The sequence below is a fragment of the Microbacterium sp. NPDC089188 genome (assembly GCF_040685155.1).
GTDB classification, from domain to species: domain Bacteria; phylum Actinomycetota; class Actinomycetes; order Actinomycetales; family Microbacteriaceae; genus Microbacterium; species Microbacterium galbum.
In genome coordinates this window covers 111,603-132,336 of the sequence record NZ_JBFBHH010000004.1, presented here as the reverse complement: position 1 = coordinate 132,336, position 20,734 = coordinate 111,603, and the positions used below count along the sequence as shown (strand labels likewise).

The following is a 20,734-nucleotide window of genomic DNA, read 5'->3' as shown; positions in this document are numbered from 1 at the left end:
CCTCACGGAGCTTGAAAACGGATGAGACGCGCCAAGATCGTCGCAACACTCGGGCCCGCCACGTCGTCGTATGAGATGGTTCGCGCCATCATCGACGCCGGGGTGGACGTCGCCCGACTCAACCTGAGCCACGGAGACTACTCCGTGCACGACGCCAACTTCGCCAACGTGCGCAAGGCCGCAGAGGACGCCGGTCGCCCGGTCGCCGCTCTCGTCGACCTCCAGGGCCCGAAGATCCGTCTCGGCAAGTTCGAGAACGGTCCGCACGACCTGCTGCCCGGCGACATCTTCAAGATCACGATCGAAGACATCCTCGGCACCAAGGAGATCGTCGGCACGACCTTCAAGGGCCTGCCCCAGGACGTCCGCCCGGGAGACTTCCTCCTCATCGACGACGGCAAGGTGCGCGTGGAGGTCGTCGAGACCGACGGCACCGTCGTGACCACCAAGGTCATCGTCGGCGGTCCCGTGTCGAACAACAAGGGCATCAACCTGCCCGGCGTGGCCGTGAACGTCCCCGCGCTGAGCGAGAAGGACGAGTCCGACCTGCGCTGGGGCCTCAACGCCGGTGCCGACCTCATCGCCCTCTCGTTCGTGCGGGATGCCAAGGACATTGAGCGCGTGCACGAGATCATGGCCGAAGAGGGACGCTACGTGCCCGTCATCGCCAAGATCGAGAAGCCGCAGGCAGTCGACAACCTCGAAGAGATCATCGACGCGTTCGACGGCATCATGGTCGCCCGCGGCGACCTGGGCGTCGAGCTTCCGCTCGAGGCCGTGCCGATCGTGCAGAAGCGCGCCGTCGAGCTCGCCCGCCGCATGGCCAAGCCCGTCATCGTCGCGACGCAGATGCTCGAGTCGATGATCACCAACCCCGTCCCCACGCGCGCCGAGACGTCCGACGTCGCCAACGCCGTGCTCGACGGTGCCGACGCGGTCATGCTGTCCGGCGAGACCAGCGTGGGCGCCTACCCCGTGGTGGTCGTCGAGACGATGGCCCGGATCGTGGAGTCGACCGAGGAGCACGGTCTCGAGCGCATCGCGCCTCTGACCAACAAGCCCCGCACGCAGGGTGGCGCCATCACCCTCGCCGCCGTCGAGGTCGCGGACTTCGTCGAGGCGAAGTACCTGTGCGTCTTCACCGAGTCGGGCGATTCCGCCCGCCGGATGTCGCGCCTGCGCTCGACCATCCCGATGATCGCGTTCACGCCGGAGCCCGGCATCCGCCGTCGTCTCGCGCTGACCTGGGGCGTTCGCTCGACCCTGGTGGAGCACGTGTCGCACACCGACAAGATGTTCCTGCAGGTCGACGACTACCTGCTCACGCACGACCTGGCCAAGGTCGGCGACAAGGTCGTCGTCATCTCCGGTTCCCCTCCCGGAATCGCCGGTTCGACGAACGACCTGCGCGTGCACCGCGTGGGCGACGCCGTGCACGGCGCGGCCCCCGGGTACCAGGAAGTCTGAGCCCTCACGACGCGCGCCGGAGACCCCGGCGCGCGTCGTGTTGCGTTCCCGCCCGGTACATTGGGAACGCAACACCTGCCGGTGTGGCGGAATGGCAGACGCGGGGCACTCAAAATGCTCTGTCGAAAGACGTGTGGGTTCGAGTCCCACCACCGGTACGCCCTATCGCATCCGCGGTCTCCCGTGGGTGCGCGAATCCACGTTCTAGGATGGTCTCGTGACTGATCAAGAAGCCGCCCCGGCCACTGCGCCGACCGCACCGCGTCGCGTCGTCGTCGCGGAAGACGAGTCGCTGATCCGCCTCGACATCGTCGAGATCCTCCGCGACAACGGCTTCGATGTCGTCGGCGAGGCAGGTGACGGCGAGACCGCCGTGCAGCTGGCCACCGAGCTGCGTCCCGATCTCGTGATCATGGACGTCAAGATGCCGCAGCTCGACGGCATCAGCGCCGCCGAGAAGCTGAGCAAGAACCACATCGCCCCCGTCGTGCTGCTGACGGCGTTCAGCCAGAAGGAGCTCGTCGAGCGCGCCAGCGAGGCCGGCGCCCTGGCCTACGTGGTCAAGCCCTTCACGCCGAACGACCTGCTGCCGGCGATCGAGATCGCCCTGGCCCGGTACGAGCAGATCATCACGCTCGAGGCCGAGGTCGCCGACATGGTCGAGCGTTTCGAGACCCGCAAGCTCGTCGACCGCGCGAAGGGTCTGCTGAACGAGAAGATGGGCCTGAGCGAGCCCGAGGCCTTCCGCTGGATCCAGAAGGCGTCCATGGACCGCCGCCTCACCATGCAGGACGTCGCCAAGGCGATCATCGAGCAGCTGGCGCCCAAGAAGGGCTGACCGCAGCGCCTTTCGAGAATGGATGCCACGTGCGTGGCATCCATTTCTCGTTGGGCCCGGACCCTTCGACAGGCTCCGGGTCCTCCCGCGCGAATCCGGGTCAGGGCTGCGGGGCGTCCTTGATCATGTTCGTGATGCGGATGGTCGAGCAGCGCCGGCCCTGTTCGTCGCTCACGGCGATCTCGTGGACCGTCAGCGAGCGACCGAGATGGATCGGGGTGCAGACCCCCGTGACGATGCCCGAGGTGGCCGAACGCGTGTGCGTGGCGTTGATGTCGATGCCGACCGCGAGCTTGCCGGATCCGGCGTACATATTGGCCGCCATCGACCCGAGCGACTCGCCGAGGACGACGTAGGCGCCGCCGTGCAGGAGACCCACCGGCTGGGTGTTGCCCTCGACGGGCATCGTCGCGACGCTGCGCTCGACCGAGAACTCGACCCACTCGATGCCCATCTTCGCGGCGAGGGCCCCCATGCCGCGCTCGCGCGCCCAGTCGAGGCCACTGCGGGTGTCGGGAGTCGTGGAGCTGCTCATCGTCGCCTTCGTCGTACCGGGCGGGACGGCCGCGAATCGGGCCGAGCCGGGGGAGTGTCCGTGGTTCTCGTTACGCTGGGAGAGTGACGGATGCCGAAAAGCCTACTCTCCTCGTCGTCGACGGCCACTCGCTGGCCTACCGCGCGTTCTACGCGCTGCCGGTCGACAATTTCTCGACGAAGGACGGCCAGCACACCAACGGCATCTACGGCTTCCTGTCGATGTTCGTGAACCTCGTGAAGGCCGAGAAGCCCACGCACCTCGCCGTCGCCTTCGACACGTCGCGGCAATCGTTCCGCACGCGCGAATACACGGAGTACAAAGCCAACCGCAGCGAGTCGCCGGCCGAGTTCAAGGGGCAGATCCCGCTCCTGCAGGAGTGCCTGGCCGCGATGGGTGTTCCGGTCTTGAAGAAAGAAGACTTCGAAGCCGACGACATCCTGGCGACCCTCGCCACGCAGGGGGAGGAGCAGGGCTTCACGGTTCTGGTCTGTTCGGGTGATCGCGACACCATCCAGCTCGTGACCGACGACGTCACGCTTCTCTACCCCAACGTGCAGGGCGTCTCGCAGCTCAAGCGCTACGACACCGACGCGGTGATCGAGAAGTACGGGCTGCCGCCGGCTCAGTATCCCGAGATCGCCGCCCTCGTCGGCGAGACGAGCGACAACCTGCCCGGCGTGCCGAAGGTGGGCGAGAAGACCGCCGTCAAGTGGCTGACACAGTGGGGGTCGCTCGAGGCCCTCCTCGACAACGCCGACAAGATCACCGGCGTCGTCGGCAACAACCTGCGTGAGCACCTCGACGCCGTCAAGCGCAACCGCGCGCTGAACCGCCTGCTGCGCGATGTCGAGCTCCCGGTCGGCCCGAACGACCTCGCCGTCCAGCCGCTCGATGCGCAGGCCGTCCGCGACATCTTCGCCCGCTTGGAGTTCCGCACGCTGCTGCCGCGCGTCTTCGACGCGCTGGGCGCCGAGGGCGGCGTCGTCGAAGAGGTCCGCCCGACCGCGACCGCTCCCGCGCCGCAGCGCCTCGACCCCGCGGCCCTCGCGGCGTGGGCGACCGACGCGCACGGCGAGGTGGGGGTCACCCTCAGCCTCTCCGGTTCCGTGCCCACGGCGATCGGTCTCGCGTCTGCTGACGCGGCCGTCGAGGCCGAATGGAGTCCGGCCGTCCGCGACGCGCTGGCGCCGTGGCTGGCATCCGACGCCCCCAAGGTGTTCTGCGATGCCAAACCCCAGATCAAAGCCCTCGCCCGCGAGGGAGTCAGGGTGGGCGGCGTGGCATTCGACGTGCTGCTGGCCGGATGGCTCGTTCGCCCGAGCTTCCCCGACAAGTCGCTCGCCGACCTCGTGGAGCGCGAGCTCGACGAGAAGCTGCCGGTCGCCGATCCCACCCAGCTCGTCCCCGAGACGGAGGGCGCGACTCCCGGCCAGCTGTCGTGGTTCACCCGCCGCGTCGCCGAGGCGCAGCGCGCGACGCTACCCGAGAAGGTCGCCTCGGTGCTCGACGACATCGAGCTGCCCACCCTCACGGCGTTGGCCGACATGGAGCTGGCCGGGGTGGCCGTGTCGCACGAGAAGCTGTCCGGGTTCTCGGCCGAGCTCGGTGCGCGCGCCGACGCCCTCGCGCGCGACGCCTACGCGGCGATCGGGCACGAGGTGAACCTCGGCTCGCCCAAGCAGCTGCAGGAGGTGCTCTTCGACGAGCTTCAGCTGCCCAAGACGCGCAAGACGAAGAGCGGCTACACGACGGATGCCGCTGCCCTCGCCGACCTGCAGGAGAGCGCCCCGCACCCGTTCCTCGACCTGCTGCTGCGCCACCGCGAGGCGACGAAGCTCAAGCAGATCATCGACGCCCTCGACACCGCGACCGGCGCCGACGGACGCATCCACACGACGTACGTGCAGACCGGCAGCCAGACCGGCCGCCTGTCGAGCACCGACCCGAACCTGCAGAACATCCCGATCCGCACCGAGGAGAGCCGTCGCATCCGCGCCGCGTTCGAGGTCGGCGAGGGCTACGAGACGCTGCTGACCGCCGACTACTCCCAGATCGAGATGCGGATCATGGCGCACCTCTCCGGCGACCCCGGTCTGATCGAGGCGTTCAACTCCGGCGAAGACCTGCACCGGTTCGTCGGCGCGCGCGTCTTCGGTGTCGATCCGCAGGACGTCACGCCCGCGATGCGCACGAAGGTGAAGGCGATGTCGTACGGCCTCGTCTACGGACTGTCGGCTTTCGGCCTGTCGAAGCAGCTGCGCATCGAACAGTCCGAGGCCAAGAAGCTCATGCTCGAGTACTTCGCCCGCTTCGGTGCGGTGCGCGACTACCTGCGGGGCTCGGTCGAGCAGGCCCGTCAAGACGGCTACACCGAGACGATCTTCGGTCGACGCCGGCCGTTCCCCGATCTGACCAGCATGAACCGGGTCCTGCGCGAGAACGCGGAGCGCGCGGCGCTGAACGCCCCCATCCAGGGCAGTGCCGCCGACATCATGAAAGTCGCGCTGTTCCGCATCCGCGACGAGTTGGCATCCGCGGGACTGCGTTCTCGCGTGCTGCTGCAGATCCACGACGAACTCGTCGTCGAGGTCGCGGCGGGGGAGTGGGATGCCGTGGAGGGCATCGTGCGCGCGCGCATGGCCGACGCGGCCGACCTGTCGGTGCCCCTCGACGTGCAGATCGGTCGCGGCGGCGACTGGGACGAAGCGGGCCACTGATCCCGGCCACCCCTCCTCCCCGACGCCTCCACCGGCGGGGGCGGGGTGCGCCATCGCTGAGCCTTCCCTAGGCTCGGAGGATGACTGACGCACACCGCAGCCCCACGCCGATCGACACGATCGCGGACGCGTGGGTGGACACCCTGGCCGAGCGCGAGCCGACGCTGGCGACCTACATCGGCCGGTTCGAGCACAACGGCCGCTTCGGCGACTACAGCCCCGAGGGTGCCGAGGCCCTCGTGTCCGATGCGCGCGCGACGCGGAGCGCGCTCGAGACCGCCGAGCCCGTCGACGCGATCGACACGGTCACGAAGATGGACCTGGGTCGCGAGCTCGACCTGACGATCGAGCAGCACGAGGCGAAGACGCATCTGCGCGACCTCAACGTCATCGCCTCGCCGGCGCAGGACATCCGCTCGACGTTCGACCTCATGCCCACCGCCACAGTGGACGACTGGTCGATCATCTCGGAGCGCATGAAGGCGCTCCCGGCTGCGATCGACGGGTATGTCGCGACGCTCCGTCGCGGAATCGCCGAGGGCGTCGTTCCGGCCCGCCGTCAGGTGACCGAGGTCGTGACGCAGATCGCCCGCTACACGTCCGACACGGGGTTCTTCGCCGAGTTCGTCGGTGATGCCGCTCCCGAGGAGGGCCAGCTGCCGGCATCCCTCGCCCGCGACCTGTCCGCCAACGCCAACGCCGCACGCGTGGCCTACGACGCGCTCGCGACATTCCTCGCGGGGGAGCTCGCCCCGGTGGCGGGCGACGTCGACGCCGTCGGCCGCGAGATGTACGCGCTGCACTCGCGCCGCTTCCTCGGGGCCGAGATCGACCTCGACGAGACGTACGAGTGGGGCGTCGAAGAGCTCGCGCGCATGGTCGCCGAGCAGGAGGCCATCGCGAACGAGATCCTGCCCGGCGCGAGCGTCGAGGAAGCCGTGGCTTTCCTCGAGAAGGACGAGTCGCGCAAGCTCCGCGGAACGCAGGCCCTGCAGGAGTGGATGCAGCGCACCAGCGACAAAGCCGTCGAGGAGCTGGGTCGCACGCACTTCGACATCGCCGAGCCCATCCGTCGCCTGGAGTGCATGATCGCGCCCACGAACGAGGGCGGCATCTACTACACCGGTCCGACCGACGACTTCTCCCGACCGGGTCGCATGTGGTGGTCGGTGCCGGAGGGCGTCGACACGTTCGACACGTGGCGCGAACTCACGACCGTTTACCACGAGGGCGTGCCGGGCCACCACCTGCAGATCGCTCAGGCCGTGTACAACCGCGCGGAACTCAACTCGTGGCGCCGCCTGCTGGCCGGCACCAGCGGGCACGCGGAGGGCTGGGCCCTCTACGCCGAGCGTCTGATGGAGCAGCTCGGCTACCTCGACGACCCCGCCGACCGTCTCGGCATGCTCGACGGGCAGCGCATGCGCGCGGCGCGCGTGGTGCTCGACATCGGCGTGCACCTGCAGAAGCCGCGCCTCGACGGCAACGGCACCTGGGATCACGACTACGCCCTCGCCTTCATGCTGAAGAACGTCAACATGAGCGAGGAGTTCGTGCGCTTCGAGGTGAACCGATACCTCGGGTGGCCGGGGCAGGCACCGTCGTACAAGGTCGGCCAGCGTATCTGGGAGCAGGTGCGCGAGGAGGAGCGGGAGCGCCGCGGGGCGGACTTCTCGATGAAGCAGTTCCACACCCGGGCCCTCGACATCGGCGGCGTCGGTCTCGACACGCTGCGCACAGCTCTGGCATCCGTCTGATTCCCCTGGGGGTGCCGCTGCGGCGGTGCCCCTCGTCGATGCGGGGGAATACCCCGAGCACGCGTAAAGTTCATTCATCCGAATGCAAGGAGACCTCATGGACGTTCGCCCTCTCGAGCTCGGCCTCGACACCTTCGGAGACATCTCACGCGGCCCCGACGGGTCGCTGCTGTCCGATGCGCAGACCATCCGCAACGTCGTCGACCAGGCGGTACTGGCCGACCAGGTGGGCGTGTCGTTCTTCGGGGTGGGCGAGCACCACCGCAAGGACTTCGCCGTCACCAGCCCCGAGATCGTCCTCGCCGCGGCGGCCGCGCGGACGCGGGACATCCACCTCGGCACGGCCGTCACGGTCCTCTCCAGCGACGACCCCGTGCGCGTCTACGAGCGGTTCGCGACCCTCGACGCCGTCTCGCACGGGCGTGCCGAGGTGATCCTCGGGCGTGGATCGTTCATCGAGTCGTTCCCGCTCTTCGGCTACGACCTCGCCGACTACGAAGTGCTCTTCGAGGAGAAGCTCGAGCTGTTCTCGCTCCTCCTGCAGGAGAGGCCCGTCACGTGGTCGGGCCGCACGCGCCCCGCGCTGCAGGACGCCGACGTCTACCCGAAGACCGAGAACGGTCTGAAGGCGTGGGTGGGAGTCGGGGGCTCACCCGAGTCGGTCGTGCGCACGGCGCGCTACGGGTACGGCCTGGTCCTCGCAATCATCGGCGGCTCGGCGGCGCGGTTCCGTCCGTACGCGGACCTGTACCGCCGCTCGCTCGCCGAGCTCGGCAAGCCGCAGATGCCCATCTCGGTGCACTCGCCCGGGCACGTCGCCGCCACAGACGAACAGGCGTGGGAAGAGGCGTACGAGGGCGTCGCCGAGCTGAACAACACCATCGGGCGCGAGCGCGGCTGGCCGGAGTACAACCGCCTGCGCTTCCAGCACGATGTCGGCCCCGAGGGCTCGATGTACGTGGGCTCGCCCGAGACGGTCGCCCGCAAGATCGCCGCGACTGTGCGGGCCCTCGGCAACAGCCGCTTCCAGCTCAAGATGGCCAGCGGGTCGATCTCGCACGACCACCTCCTGAGCAGCATCGAGCTGTACGGCACGCAGGTGCGGCCGCTCGTGCACGACATGCTCGCCGACGCTCCCGTCGCCCGGTGACCACGAGCACCGACACCGTCCGGGTGTCCGAGCGTCTCGACGCCCTGCCGTTCACCCGGCGGCACGGCAGGATCCTCGGCGGATCGGGGCTGGGATGGGCCCTGGATGCCATGGACGTCGGGCTCATCTCGTTCGTCATCGCCGCGCTCAGCGTGCAGTGGCAGCTGGCCCCGACGCAGGCGTCGTGGATCGCGTCGGCGGGGTTCGCCGGAATGGCGATCGGGGCGAGCGTCGGCGGACTGCTCGCCGACCGTTTCGGCCGCCGTCACGTCTTCGCCCTCACCCTGCTGGTGTACGGCGTGGCCACCGGCGCGAGCGCCCTCGTGGGAGGGCTGGCGGCGCTGCTCGTGCTGCGCTTCGTCGTCGGATTGGGCCTTGGGGCGGAGCTGCCCGTGGCCTCGACCTACGTCAGCGAGTTCGCGCCGGCGCGCATGCGGGGGCGTCTCATCGTCTTCCTCGAGGCGTTCTGGGCGGTCGGATGGACGGCCGCCGCGGTGATCGGCTACCTCGTGGTGCCGTCGTCCGCCGACGGCTGGCGGTGGGCCTTCGCCCTCGGCGCGATCCCCGCGGTGTACGCGCTCGTCGTCCGGTGGGGGCTGCCCGAGTCCCCGAGGTGGCTGGCCTCGCGCGGACGCAACGCGGAGGCGGTCGTCATCGTGCGCGACCTGGAGGCCGCCGCCGGTCGCATCGCCCTCGAAGCGTCGACGGAAGGGGTCGCGGCATCCTCTCCCGCCCCCCGGCCGCGCGTGAGCGCACTGTGGGCACCCGCCCTCCGGGCGCGCACCGCGAGCCTGTGGGTGCTGTGGTTCTGCGTGAACTTCTCGTACTACGGGGCGTTCATCTGGATCCCCACGATCCTCGTCTCGCAGGGCTACGACCTCGTGCGCTCGTTCGGTTTCACCCTGGTGATCACGCTCGCCCAGCTGCCCGGCTACGCCGTCGCGGCCTGGCTGATTGAGACGTGGGGCCGCCGTGCGACACTCGCCACGTTCCTCGCGGGATCCGCCGTCTCGGCGGTGTTGTTCGGCACGGCGTCGGGCGAGGTCGCGGTGATCGCAGCGGGCATGGCCCTGTCGTTCTTCAACCTCGGCGCGTGGGGCGCGCTCTACGCCGCCACCCCGGAGACCTACCCGACGGCCCTGCGTGCGACGGGCGCGGGGTGGGCCGCGGGGGTCGGGCGCATCGCATCCATCCTCGCCCCTCTCGCTGTGCCGCCTTTGCTCGGGCTCGGCGGAGCGCCCCTGCTCTTCGTCGTCTTCGCGGCGTTCTTCGCCGTCGCCGTCGTGGCCGCCCTCTTCCTGCGCGAGCAGAGGGGTCGGGCACTGGCGTAGCCCCGCTTTTCCCGGCGCAGCCGCTCACGGAGGCCATGTTCCCTTGGTTCGGGGCGGATTCCACCGTTCGGGGCGCGAACCATCCGCCCCGAACGTCGGGATGCGCCCCGAACCGGCGAATATGGCGGGCGACCGACTGCGCGTCGCCTGTGCGTCGCGCGCGTAGGCTCGGGGCATGGCATCCGTGCGCTACGTCGCGATCGGCGACTCGTTCACCGAGGGAGTCGGCGACGAACTACCCGACGGCACCGTACGAGGCTGGGCCGATCTTGCAGCCCAAGGGTGGGCGGATGCCGCGGGGGAGCCGATCGAGTACGCGAACCTCGCTATCCGCGGCAAGCTCATCGAGCCGATCGTCGCGCAGCAGCTCGAGCCGGCGCTCGCGCTGAAGCCGACCCACCTGTCGTTCAACGGCGGCGGCAACGACATGCTGCGCCCGCGGACCGGCATCGAGCGCATCGTCGACCTCTTCGACCACGTCGTTCGCCGCTGCGACGAGGAGGGCGTGCAGCTCATCGTGCTCTCCGGTGCGAACCCCTCGGCGGGGCTGCCGCTCGGCAAGCTCATCGAAGCGCGCGGTGACCGCCTCTCTCACGCGGTCGAGAAACGCCTCGAGACACGGCCCGACGTGCTCACGGCCTACAACTGGTTCGACCGGGAGCTGGCGGGCGCGGAGTTCTGGTCGGTGGACCGCCTGCACATGAATCCTCGCGGCCACCACCGCGTCGCCGCCCGCGTGATCGAGTCCGTCGGCCTCACCCCGCCGGGGGAGTGGTGGCATCTGCGCGAGATCCCCGAGATCGAGCGGCTGAAGGGCTCCGCCTACTATCGCGAGCACGTCGCGCCCTGGGTGCGGCGGCGGTTGACCCGCACGTCGTCGGGCGACGGCCGCGAGCCGAAGTTCGGCGGCCGATGGGTGACTCTCGAACCCCTGACCTGACCGCGGCTCCGGCGTCTGCGACACCCCGTGCCCGCTGACCCGTCACACGCGACGCACGGACGCCCGCCCCGTCACTGCCTCACGCGTGACGCGCTGTGCCCGCGCCTGTGTCACGAGGCACGGCACGGCGCCGTCAGCGCGAGGTGCAGCAGGCCGTCGATCGTCGACCTGTCGCGCGCGGAGAGCCGCACGACGCCGTTGTCGCGGAGGTCGTTTTGCATCGCGCGATCGGCGGAGAAGCCCTCGGCGTCCCACGCCGCGAGGATCGACGCGTACGAGGCGCTGTTGTCGCCCGTCGCGAAGGCGAGGGCGATCCCGGTCGTGCCGTCGCACGGCAGATCGGATGCCGCCGGGGCCTCGACGAACGCCCCGTCCGCGTCTCTGACAGGTGTGGTCGCGGCATCCAGGGTCACCTGCACCATGCGGGCCACCTCAGCGCGCCTGTCGCCGAGAATCGGGGCGGGCGCAGGCCCCTCCTCGGACTGTCGAGCCGCCGGCTCCGCCGTGGGCGTGAGAAGGGGCCCCTCCCCATCCGGCAGACCGCACGAACCGGATACCGGATCGGCGAGCACCGGCAGAACGAACGTGGGACCGGTGAGGCGGGACGACCGCACGCGCAGGTTCTCGCCGTCGCTCACGATTCGGTAGTCCCCCTCGGCGAAGGGGTGCCCGCCGTCGCGAGCCGTCCCGCTCGCGACGAGCGTTCCCGTCAGCCCGTCGACTCGGAGCACCCGCACGTCGGTCTCGTCCCACGGCCGGCGTTCGCTGACCACATAGCCGCTCCGGCACCCGTCCACGACGAGGGGCACGACGGTTCCGCCTGTCTTGAACGCCGCGAGGAGCAGCGCACCGAGAAGCACCACGCTCACCGCCAGGCGCAGCGGCACGAACAGCAGCAGCCACCACCGCGGAGCCCGGATCGCGCACAGGACCACGAGCAGGAGCAGACCGGATGCCGGTCCCGCCACGGAGAGGATCGCGTCGGCATCCCACGATCCGACGACGACCTCGGTCCTCCCGTCGCCGCGCGCTCCGACGGCAATGACGATCGTCAGCACCGCGAGGCACAGCACGAACAGCCCGGTCGCCGCGAGAGCCACGGTCGTCCGCGGACGGCGCCTCATGGCGCGGCGAAGACCGTGCCCCCGATCGATCGTCATCGCGTCAGCCTGTCAGCGTTCGCTGGATGAGAACCGCATTTCCCTCTCGCGCGGACGGGAGGAGGATGAGCGTATGACTACTGCGCTCGTCACCGGCACCTCCAGCGGCATCGGCCTGCACACGTCCATCGGACTCGCGAAGGCGGGTGTCGCGGTCATCGCGACGGTGCGCGACGTCTCCCGCGCCGACGCCTTGCGCGAGGCCGCCGCCCGGGCGGAGGTCGAGCTCGACATCCGCGCCCTGGAGGTGACGGATGCCGCTGCAGCCGAGGCCTTGATCGAGGCCGTCGGGCCCGTCGACATCCTCGTCAACAACGCCGGGCGCGGCGCCGTCGGCACGCTCGAGCAGCTGTCGGATGCCGATCTCCAGGCGCAACTCGACACGAACTACCTCTCGGTCGCCCGTCTCACCCGTCTCGTGCTGCCGGGAATGCGCGAGCGCGGCCGCGGCCGCATCGTGACCGTGACGAGCGTCGGGGGAGCGGTCGGCCAGCCGTTCGCCGACGCGTACTGCGGGGCGAAGTTCGCCGTGGAGGGGCTCATGCAGTCCCTCGCCCCGGTCGTCGCGCCGTTCGGCATCGACGTCTCGATCGTCGAGCCCGCGGCGGTGGCATCGTCGTTCACCGACTCGGTGCACCGCGCCCCGGCCGGCCCGTACAGCGAACTGCAGCAGGCTTACCTCGACCGCACGGCCGCGTCGTTCGCGGCCGCGCAATCGGCGGAGGACGCCGCAAAAGCCGTCGTCGAGGCGGCCACCACGTCGGAGCCGAAATTCCGGTGGCAGACGTCGGAGGCCGCGGTGCGCTTCGCCGGCCTGTCGCTGGGCGATCTCGACGGGTCGCGGGTGATCGGCGTCACGTCGGAGTGGATCCGCACGGGGTCCTGACTCCGACGGAGAGACAGCGCACGGGTTTCCCTCGGCGCGGGGGATCCGGTCGATCGACGTAAACTGACATAATGTGCATTATCGGCTTGCGTCACCGGCGGCCCAGCGGCCACGCAGCAGCCCGCCTCAGCCGAAGATCTCCGACAGGAACGCCTTCATCGCCGCCCAGCTGCGTCGCTCGGCGGTGGCCTGGAACTGCGCGCCCTGCTCGGGAGCATCGGCATCCGGCAGCGTGAACGCGTGCATCGCGTTCGCGTACGACACGAGCTGCCAGTCGACCGACGGCGCCGTCCGCAGATCGTTCTCGAAGGCGATCATGGCGTCGTCGGGCGCGACGGGATCCGCCGCGCCGTGCAGCACCAGGATGCCGGCGGTGATGCTCTCCGCTTCACCCTCGGGCCCGGTGAGCAGGCCCCCGTGGAAGCTGACGACCGCGTCGACGTCCGCGCCCGTGCGAGCGAGCTCGAGCACCGAGGAACCGCCGAAGCAGTAGCCGATGGCCGCGGTGCGGTCGGCATCCACCGAGGGGTCGACGCGAAGCTGCTCGAAGGCCTCGACGAGGCGCTTCCGCCACATCGGACGATCCTGGTAGAAGCGCCCGGCGACCGCCGGAGCTTCCTGTGGGGTCGGTCGCACGTCTGCGCCGTACACGTCGGCGGCGAACGCGGCGTAACCGAGCCGGGCGAGCATGTCGCACCGCATGCGCACGTAGTCGGTCACACCGAGCCAGTCGTGCACGACCATGACGCCCGGATACCGCCCCTCGCCGGCCGGCCGCGCGCGATACCCGCGATACGCGACGCCGTCGATCTCGTACGCGACGTCGTCCGAGTCGATCCCGGATGCCGGCAGCGGTTCACGCTCGAGGATCTCGGTGAGGTTGGCGGGGTAGGTGTTCACTCGGAGCTCCAGACGGTCGATGGCCCCCGACGGGGATGTCAGGAGCCGAGGATAGAGCCGCGTCCCGGGCCTCCCCCGGGACTTGCGCCGCTGCCCGTGACCCGACACGCCCCCGCTCCGTGCGAAGCTCCCTCCCGCCCCGCACCCGCGTCACGGCCGCCTCCGCGCCCCCGCTACGCTCGAGAGGATGCCTCTCTCCCCCGCCCCGTCCCGTCACGGGATCCACGCGTGAGCGGCATCCTCACCGGATTCGCCGTCGTCGGCCTCGCCGTGATCGTGGGCTATGTCATCGCGCGCATCGATCTGCTGGGTCCGCACGCGCGGCACGTCCTCAGCCGCCTGACCTTCTTCGTGCTGTCGCCGTTCCTGCTGTTCACGGTGCTCGCCACGGCCGACGTGGCCACGCTGTTCTCGGCCCTGCTGCCGGTGTCGATGATCACCGCCGCCGCGATCATCGCCGTCTCCGTGCTCATCTCGGCGCTGATTCTGCGCCGACCGGTCGGTGAGACCGTGATCGGCGCGCTGTCGGCGGGGCAGGTGAACAGCAACAACATCGGCATCCCGATCTCGCTCTACATGCTCGGCAACGCCGCGTTCTCGGCGCCCGTCATCCTGTTCCAGCTGCTCGTGCTGATGCCCATCGCCCTGGGCATCCTGGATGCCGCGACCTCGGGCTCCCGGAACATCGGACGCATCCTGGCGCAGACGGCGAAGAACCCTATGCTCATCGGCTCCGCGCTCGGCGTCCTCGTCGCGCTGCTGGGCATCGACCTGCCGCCCATCGTCTTCGACCCCCTCCATCTCATCGCGGGCGCGTGCGTCCCCGTGCTGCTGATGTCGTACGGCATGTCGCTGTACGGCCAGCGCGTGCTGACGGAGCCCGGGCGCCGCGTGGACGTCGTCATCGCCTCGGCGCTCAAGCTGATCGCCATGCCCGCGATCGCGCTGCTGGTGGCGTCGCTGTTCGGTCTGCCCGAGCAGCAGATCTTCATCGTCGTGGTGCTCGCGGCACTTCCCACCGCGCAGAACGTGTTCAATTTCGCACAGCGCTACGGCGTCGGCGAGATCCTCTCGCGCGACGTCGTGTTCATCTCGACGGTCGGGTGCCTGCCCGTACTGTTCGCGGTCGCGCTCCTGCTCGACCACTCCCCCGCGTGACCGTCCGCGACGGGACGTTCGCGCGGGTTTCACGCCCGGGTCTAGGGTGAGCACTGTTCTCAGCGTTCACTCAGAAAGGCTCGCCATGTCGCCCTCGTCCACGACCAGTCCCGCCGTCGGAGCCGTCCGGACCGCCCTCGGCGTGAGCGGCGCGCTGTCGCTCGTCATCGGCCTGCTGATCCTGCTCTGGCCCGGTCGCACAGCCCAGGTCGCCGTCGGGATCATCGCCGTCTACGTCATCATCGCCGGACTGGTGAACATCGGTATCGGTCTGTTCTGGCGCTCCGGCTGGGCGCGCATCGGCTACATCGTGCTGGGCGTGCTGTTCATCGTCGCCGGCATCTTCTCCTTCACCAACCTGCCGGCCACCGCCGCGTGGTTCGGCGTCTTCATCGGCACGCTCGTCGGCATCCTGTGGATCATCGAGGGCGTCGTCTCGCTCACCACCGCGGGCCACGGATCGAAGGCGCGCGCATGGACGATCTTCTTCGCGATCGTCAGCATCGTCGCCGGCGTCGTCCTGCTGTTCTCGCCGCTGCTGGGGGCGGTCACGCTGTTCCTGCTGATCGGCGTCTCGCTCGTCATCCTCGGCGTCTTCCAGATCGTCCGCGCGATCCAGTTCGGCAAGGCCGTCTGACCCCGACCGCCGGACGGCCCGGATGCCCTCGCGTCCGGGCCGTCCGTCAGGTCACCGGCAGGTGCCGGCCCCACCACTCGAGCACGGCCTCGAACCGCTGGACGCGGTGCTGCGGCCGCCCGGCGCGGGTGAGCTCGTGATCCTCGCCGGGGAAGACGAGCATCTCGGCCTCGGTCCCCCGCTGCTTCAACGCCGCGTAGTAGCGCGTGGCCTGTTCGAGCGGGCAGCGGAAGTCGAGCTCGGAGTGGAGCACGAGCGTCGGCGTGCGCACCCGGTCGACCACAGCCATCGGACTCTGCGCCGCGACCTGCGTCGGATCGGTGCCGACGTACTCCTGGCCGAAGAACGAGCCGATGTCGCTCGAACCGGGGAAGGAGGCGGGGTCGAGGAAGCCGCGCTCGACGATCGCGCCCGCGAAGCGGTGGTCGTGCGCGATGATCCACGCCGTGAGATACCCGCCATACGACCCGCCCATGACGCCGACGCGTCCCGCGTCCAGCCGCGGGTCGGCTGTCACGACGGCGTCGAAGAAGTCCATGACGTCGAAGAAGTCGAGCGTCCCCATGCGCTGCCGGATCGCTCGCCCGTGGGCGCGACCGTATCCGGCGCTCCCCCGCGGGTTGCTGTAGACCACCGCGTAGCCGGCATCCACCAGCACCTGGGTCTCGTCGAAGAGGTGCACGCCGTAGGCGGCGTAGGGTCCGCCGTGGATCTGCAGGATCACCGGGAACGGGCCCTCCCCCTCGGGGACGGCGACCCAACCGTGCACGGGGTAGCCGTCGCGCCCGGTCACCTCGTGATCGATCGGCACGACGACGCCGCGGTCGCACGCCGCGGCCCCGAACCTCGTCAACGCCCGCATCTCGCGCCCGTGCATCATCACGAGTTCGCCGAACGACTCGGGAGAGGCGACGGATGCCACGACCCGTCCCGCCGCCGCGGCGTGGCCGTTCACCTCGAGGTCGCCGCCGAGGACCTCGGTCACGGTGCCCGTCCGCGTCACGCGCAGCAGGCGCACCCGCCCGCGGGTGCGATCCTGCACGAGGACGTCGTCGCCGTCGAACGAGAGATGGCTCCCCACCTCGCCGAGGTCGATCGTCTCGGGGTCGGTCAGCACGCGTGGTGCGTCGCCGTCGAGGGCGAACAGCGCCACGCCCGGCGCGACGAAGTCCACGCCCGAGCCGCCGACATCGTGCGCGAGGAGGAAGACCGTTCCGTCGGGCGCCGTCTGGACCGCCGACACCGACAGGTTCTCCGCGATGCCCAGCACCTCGCGCTGCACTCCCCCATCGACGGCGATCGCGACGACGCGGTCGCGCAGGTCGCGCCGCGAGGTCTCGATCATGTCGGGCACGCTGAGCACCTCGGCGCCGTCAAGCGTCCAGGCCACGCCGGCCCAGCTCGTGCCGCCGCGGGTGAGCTGCGTCGCAGGGTGGGGCACGACGCGCGTCTCGGGCTCGTCGATCGCGGGCGCGGGCTCGTAGAACGGCTCCGCGTCGGTGGACGGCACGTCGACCACGAACACCTGCGCGGGACGATCGAGATACCCGAGGCCGTTCGCGTGCCACCGGATGCCGGTGATGCGCCGCGGGGGTTCGGCACCGGCATCCCGCCCCTCGACGGTGCCGTAACGCCCCGGCTCCGGCGCCCGTGCCGTGAACGCGAGACGTTGGCCGTCGGGCGAGAAGGCGAGGTCGGTCACTCCCCCGGGTCGGTCGGTGACCTGCACGGGCTCACCGCCGGAGGAACCGACGACGAAGATCTGCAGGCGCCCCTTCGCGTCGCCGCGGAGGAAGGCGACGACGGCGTCATCGGGTGAGAGACGCGGCGACCGATCCTCCACCCCACGGGTGAGACGGCGTGACGAGGCCGTGGCGAGATCGGCCCGCCAGAGTTGTCCCACCGCACGGTCGGCGGCGAGGTCGGGGCGTGAGGTCGCGAAGACGGCGAAGGCGCCGTCCGAGGAGATCGCGGGCCGACCGACCCCGATCAGGGACTCGATGTCGGTCGGCCGCATGCTCACTCGCCTCCGAACGAACCCGTGTCTCCGACGAGGCGGGTGTTGTCGGCGGGCACCGGGTCGACGGCCGCACGCGCGACCTCGGCGGCGAACTCGGCGACGTTGTAGAGCTTGCCGGCGTCGTCGCGGCGGGCGGCGATGGCGCCGGGGTTCGCACGCTCGAGCAGCGTCGCGGTGATCGTGCCCTCGATCATGTCGCCCGAGACCACCGTGAAGCCGATCCCGCGCTCCTCGAGGGCGGGGATCCTCTCGCGCAGCGCGTCTTCTCCCGCGCGCTTGGAGAGGGCCACCGGCTCGTACTCCGGCATCGTCGGGGTCGAGCGGATGAAGTGCGCCTGGTGGCTGGTGACGAAGACGACGCGCGCGTCGTCGTTCAGCAGCGGCAGCGCCGTCTCGAGCACGTTGACCTGTGCGTCGCGGTTCAGCAGCAGGGCGTAGTCCTCGGCCATGCCCGACTCCATGCCGCCCGAGGCGTTGAGCACGAGGATGTCGAGGCCGCCGAACGTGCGCTCGACCTCGCCGAACATCGCCGCGACCGACTCGGGGTCGGTCAGGTCGGCGCCCACCACGAGCGCCTCGACACCCAGCTCGCGCAGCTGGGCGGCGAGCTTCTCGGCCCGCGGCGCCTTGTTGCGGAAGTTGATGACGACATCGGCGCCGGCCTCGGCGAAGTAACGGACGGTGTCGGCGCCGATGCCGCGCGACGAACCGGTGACGAGGGCGGTCTTGCCGCTCAGCGAGCCGGACGGGAGGGTCTGGGACACGGGAGAACTCCTGAGGATCGTGGGTCGACTCCCCAGCCTACCGACCGCCCCGCCGCCCTCTCGGGAAGGGTAGCCCCTCGAGCGGCGGAGGCCCTCGGTCGGCGAAGCCGGTCGGCCGGGGAAAGCTTCTCCGCCGGGGAAGCCTGTGCGGTCGTCGGGAAGCGGCCCGGGTGGCGTTCCCCGGTGCTACGTTCGGGCTCAGGAGGTGCGACATGGACGTTCTCTCCATCATCGACACGTGGGCCTGGATCGGGTGGCTCGTGCTGATCCTGGTCTTCCTGGTCGTCGAGATGCTCACGGGCGAGCTGACGTTCCTCATGCTCGCCGGCGGCTCCGCGGTCGGGCTCGGCACGGGAGTACTCGGCGCACCGCTGTGGCTGCAGGTCGTCTCAGCCGCCCTCGCCGCCGTCGCCCTCCTCCTCTTCCTGCGCCCCCCGCTCCTTCGACGACTGCACCGCGGCGCCGACGCCCGCCCGTCGAACGTGGAAGCGCTCCTCGGGCTCGAGGGTCTCGTGCTGTCGCGGGTCTCTCCCGCCGTCGCGGGGCAGGTCAAGCTCGCGAACGGCGACGTGTGGACCGCGCGCAGCGACGGCGACACCCGACTCGACCCCGCCACGCGCATCGAGGTCGTCCGCATCGACGGCGCCACCGCCGTCGTCCGCGCGAAGCCAGGAGGCACCTCTATGAGAATCGGACCGTCATGAACTTCGCAACGTCGATCCCGGCCACCATCGGGTGGGTCCTCGCGATCGTGGTGGCGGCGTTCGTCGTCATCGTGCTCGTGCGCGCCATCCGCATCATCCCGCAGGCCCGCGCGGGGGTCGTCGAGCGTCTCGGGCGCTACCACAAGACCCTCACGCCCGGCCTCAACCTCGTCGTCCCGCTCATCGACCGGGTGCGACCGCTCATCGACATGCGCGAGCAGGTCGTGTCGTTCCCACCGCAACCGGTGATCACCGAAGACAACCTCGTCGTCTCGATCGACACCGTCGTCTACTTCCAGGTCACCGACGCGCGCGCCGCCACCTACGAGATCGCCAACTACCTCGGCGCCGTCGAGCAGCTCACGACCACGACGCTGCGCAACGTCGTGGGCGGCTTGAACCTCGAGCAAGCGCTCACCAGTCGCGACAACATCAACGGGCAGCTGCGCGTCGTGCTCGACGAGGCCACGGGGAAATGGGGGATCCGGGTCGGGCGCGTCGAACTCAAGGCGATCGATCCGCCCCTTTCTATCCAGGATTCGATGGAGAAGCAGATGAGGGCCGAACGCGACCGGCGCGCCGCGATCCTGACCGCCGAGGGCTCGAAGCAGTCGCAGATCCTCGAGGCCGAGGGCCGCCGTCAAGCGGCGATCCTCGAGGCCGAGGGCGACAAGCAGGCGGCGGTGCTGCGCGCGCAGGGCGAGGCCGAGGCCATCCACTCCGTCTTCACGGCGATCCACGAGGGCCGTCCCGACGACAAGCTCCTCGCCTACCAGTACCTGCAGACGCTGCCCAAGATCAGCGACGGCGCCGCGAGCAAGCTGTGGATCATCCCGAGCGAGTTCACCGAAGCCCTCAAGGGCTTCTCCGGAGCCTTCACCTCCCGCACTCCCGGCGCGGACGGCCCCGCGTCGCTTTCGCCCGACGCGGACCCCTCCACGCCCCGATGATGCGGCATCCCTACCTGTCCCCCGCCGCTCCGCGCGTGCTGGCCCACCGCGGACTCGTGACGGCGGATGCCGCCTCCCACGGCGTCGTCGAGAACTCCTTCGCCGCCGTCGCCGAGGCGCACGCCGCCGGGGCCGCGTACGTCGAGTCCGACTGCCACGTGAGCGCTGACGGAACGGTCGTGCTGTTCCACGACGACGATCTCCGGCGCGTGGCCGGCGACCCGCGGCAGATCGCCGATGTGCGCCTCCACGAGCTCGAGGAGCTCATGGCCGACCGCGGCGGTCTCATCACCCTCGCGCAGGCCCTCGAGGCGTTCCCCGAGCTGCGGTTCAACCTCGACGTCAAGACGGCTGCCGCCGCTGACGGTGTCGGGCGGCTGGTCGCACCGCACGCCGAGCGGGTGCTCGTGACGAGTTTCTCCGACGATCGCCGCCTCGAGGCGCTCGCCGCCGCGCACGCAGCCGGAGCCGCGCAACGCCCCGCGACATCGCCGGGACAGGCGACGGTGGTGCGGCTGCTCGCCGCGCGCGCCCTGCGACGGTCGGGGCGCGTGGGCGCCCTCCTCGACGGGCTCGACGCCCTGCAGGTACCGGAGAGGCAGGGGCCGCTGCGCATCGTCACGCGCGGCCTCGTGCGCGATGCGCACGCGCACGGCGTCGAGGTGCACGTGTGGACGGTGAACGCCGACGACGACATGGAACGCCTGCTGGATCTGGGCGTCGACGGCCTCGTCACCGACCGGGCCGACGCGGCCCTCCGGAAGGTGAACACGCGGGGAACTCCAGCTGTCTGAGCATCCTCTGTGAAAGGCGCCAC

The 20,734-nt window shown here is 70.2% G+C and carries 18 protein-coding genes and 1 tRNA gene; 14 read left to right on the top strand and 5 right to left on the bottom strand.

Going from position 1 to position 20,734, the window contains the following annotated elements:
* Positions 1-21 precede the first annotated feature (21 nt).
* The 3 genes from pyk (at position 22) to AB0N80_RS13700 (ending at position 2,305) form a co-directional block, all read left to right on the top strand.
* Entirely contained in the window at positions 22-1,467 is a 1,446-nt protein-coding gene (gene pyk, locus AB0N80_RS13710; protein WP_315995782.1) for a pyruvate kinase, read from the top strand.
* 77 nt (positions 1,468-1,544) lie between these two features.
* Positions 1,545-1,625: transfer RNA gene (locus AB0N80_RS13705), tRNA-Leu, on the top strand.
* 59 nt (positions 1,626-1,684) lie between these two features.
* The gene (locus tag AB0N80_RS13700) at positions 1,685-2,305 is read left to right on the top strand and encodes a response regulator (RefSeq protein ID WP_076675473.1); all 621 of its coding nucleotides are present in this window, start codon (positions 1,685-1,687) and stop codon (positions 2,303-2,305) included.
* A 100-nt stretch (positions 2,306-2,405) separates the two neighbouring features.
* Here the strand turns inward: AB0N80_RS13700 and AB0N80_RS13695 are convergent, their stop codons facing one another.
* Positions 2,406-2,840 (bottom strand): hotdog fold thioesterase, encoded by a 435-nt coding sequence (locus AB0N80_RS13695; RefSeq protein ID WP_363579007.1) that lies wholly within the window; start codon positions 2,838-2,840, stop codon positions 2,406-2,408.
* An 83-nt stretch (positions 2,841-2,923) separates the two neighbouring features.
* On the opposite strand from AB0N80_RS13695, the gene polA reads away from it, so the two are divergent.
* The 5 genes from polA (at position 2,924) to AB0N80_RS13670 (ending at position 10,738) form a co-directional block, all read left to right on the top strand.
* The gene (gene polA, locus AB0N80_RS13690) at positions 2,924-5,560 is read left to right on the top strand and encodes a DNA polymerase I (RefSeq protein WP_363579006.1); all 2,637 of its coding nucleotides are present in this window, start codon (positions 2,924-2,926) and stop codon (positions 5,558-5,560) included.
* An 80-nt stretch (positions 5,561-5,640) separates the two neighbouring features.
* Complete coding sequence (locus AB0N80_RS13685) at positions 5,641-7,317, top strand: DUF885 domain-containing protein (RefSeq protein ID WP_363579005.1); 1,677 nt, start codon at positions 5,641-5,643, stop codon at positions 7,315-7,317.
* A 97-nt stretch (positions 7,318-7,414) separates the two neighbouring features.
* A complete protein-coding gene (locus AB0N80_RS13680) occupies positions 7,415-8,467 on the top strand; it encodes an LLM class flavin-dependent oxidoreductase (RefSeq protein WP_363391449.1) in 1,053 nt (350 codons plus the stop codon).
* Positions 8,464-9,798, top strand: a complete 1,335-nt coding sequence (locus AB0N80_RS13675; protein ID WP_363579004.1) for an MFS transporter — start codon at positions 8,464-8,466, stop codon at positions 9,796-9,798. The genes AB0N80_RS13680 and AB0N80_RS13675 overlap by 4 nt, the downstream gene beginning before the upstream one ends.
* Positions 9,799-9,973: 175 nt before the next feature.
* On the top strand, positions 9,974-10,738 hold the full coding sequence (locus AB0N80_RS13670) for an SGNH/GDSL hydrolase family protein (protein WP_363579003.1): 765 nt from the start codon (positions 9,974-9,976) through the stop codon (positions 10,736-10,738).
* Between the two features lie 110 nt (positions 10,739-10,848).
* Here the strand turns inward: AB0N80_RS13670 and AB0N80_RS13665 are convergent, their stop codons facing one another.
* Positions 10,849-11,898, bottom strand: coding sequence for a hypothetical protein (locus AB0N80_RS13665; RefSeq protein WP_363579002.1), 1,050 nt, complete (start codon positions 11,896-11,898; stop codon positions 10,849-10,851).
* Between the two features lie 73 nt (positions 11,899-11,971).
* On the opposite strand from AB0N80_RS13665, the gene AB0N80_RS13660 reads away from it, so the two are divergent.
* A complete protein-coding gene (locus tag AB0N80_RS13660; protein WP_363579001.1) occupies positions 11,972-12,784 on the top strand; it encodes an SDR family NAD(P)-dependent oxidoreductase in 813 nt (270 codons plus the stop codon).
* Positions 12,785-12,910: 126 nt separating this feature from the next.
* Here AB0N80_RS13660 and AB0N80_RS13655 read toward each other — a convergent pair whose 3' ends face one another.
* Positions 12,911-13,684 carry a dienelactone hydrolase family protein gene (locus AB0N80_RS13655; protein WP_363579000.1) on the bottom strand — a complete coding sequence of 258 codons (774 nt, stop codon included), beginning with the start codon at positions 13,682-13,684 and terminating at the stop codon, positions 12,911-12,913.
* A gap of 228 nt (positions 13,685-13,912) precedes the next feature.
* On the opposite strand from AB0N80_RS13655, the gene AB0N80_RS13650 reads away from it, so the two are divergent.
* Both AB0N80_RS13650 and AB0N80_RS13645 read left to right on the top strand, forming a co-directional pair.
* Positions 13,913-14,842, top strand: coding sequence for an AEC family transporter (locus tag AB0N80_RS13650; RefSeq protein ID WP_363578999.1), 930 nt, complete (start codon positions 13,913-13,915; stop codon positions 14,840-14,842).
* An 85-nt stretch (positions 14,843-14,927) separates the two neighbouring features.
* Entirely contained in the window at positions 14,928-15,479 is a 552-nt protein-coding gene (locus AB0N80_RS13645; protein ID WP_363578998.1) for a DUF308 domain-containing protein, read from the top strand.
* A 46-nt stretch (positions 15,480-15,525) separates the two neighbouring features.
* On the opposite strand, the gene AB0N80_RS13640 is transcribed toward AB0N80_RS13645, so the two are convergent.
* On the bottom strand, positions 15,526-17,496 hold the full coding sequence (locus AB0N80_RS13640) for a S9 family peptidase (protein WP_363578997.1): 1,971 nt from the start codon (positions 17,494-17,496) through the stop codon (positions 15,526-15,528).
* A 2-nt stretch (positions 17,497-17,498) separates the two neighbouring features.
* The gene (locus AB0N80_RS13635) at positions 17,499-18,263 is read right to left on the bottom strand and encodes an SDR family oxidoreductase (protein ID WP_363578996.1); all 765 of its coding nucleotides are present in this window, start codon (positions 18,261-18,263) and stop codon (positions 17,499-17,501) included.
* Positions 18,264-18,475: 212 nt separating this feature from the next.
* Here AB0N80_RS13635 and AB0N80_RS13630 point away from each other — a divergent pair, with 212 nt between their 5' ends.
* The 3 genes from AB0N80_RS13630 to AB0N80_RS13620 are packed head-to-tail and all read left to right on the top strand — an operon-like array spanning position 18,476 to position 20,711.
* Complete coding sequence (locus tag AB0N80_RS13630) at positions 18,476-18,967, top strand: NfeD family protein (RefSeq protein WP_363578995.1); 492 nt, start codon at positions 18,476-18,478, stop codon at positions 18,965-18,967.
* A complete protein-coding gene (locus tag AB0N80_RS13625) occupies positions 18,964-19,917 on the top strand; it encodes an SPFH domain-containing protein (protein WP_363578994.1) in 954 nt (317 codons plus the stop codon). Before AB0N80_RS13630 ends, AB0N80_RS13625 begins: the two co-directional genes overlap by 4 nt.
* Positions 19,917-20,711, top strand: coding sequence for a glycerophosphodiester phosphodiesterase family protein (locus AB0N80_RS13620; protein ID WP_363391424.1), 795 nt, complete (start codon positions 19,917-19,919; stop codon positions 20,709-20,711). Before AB0N80_RS13625 ends, AB0N80_RS13620 begins: the two co-directional genes overlap by 1 nt.
* Positions 20,712-20,734: the final 23 nt, after the last annotated feature.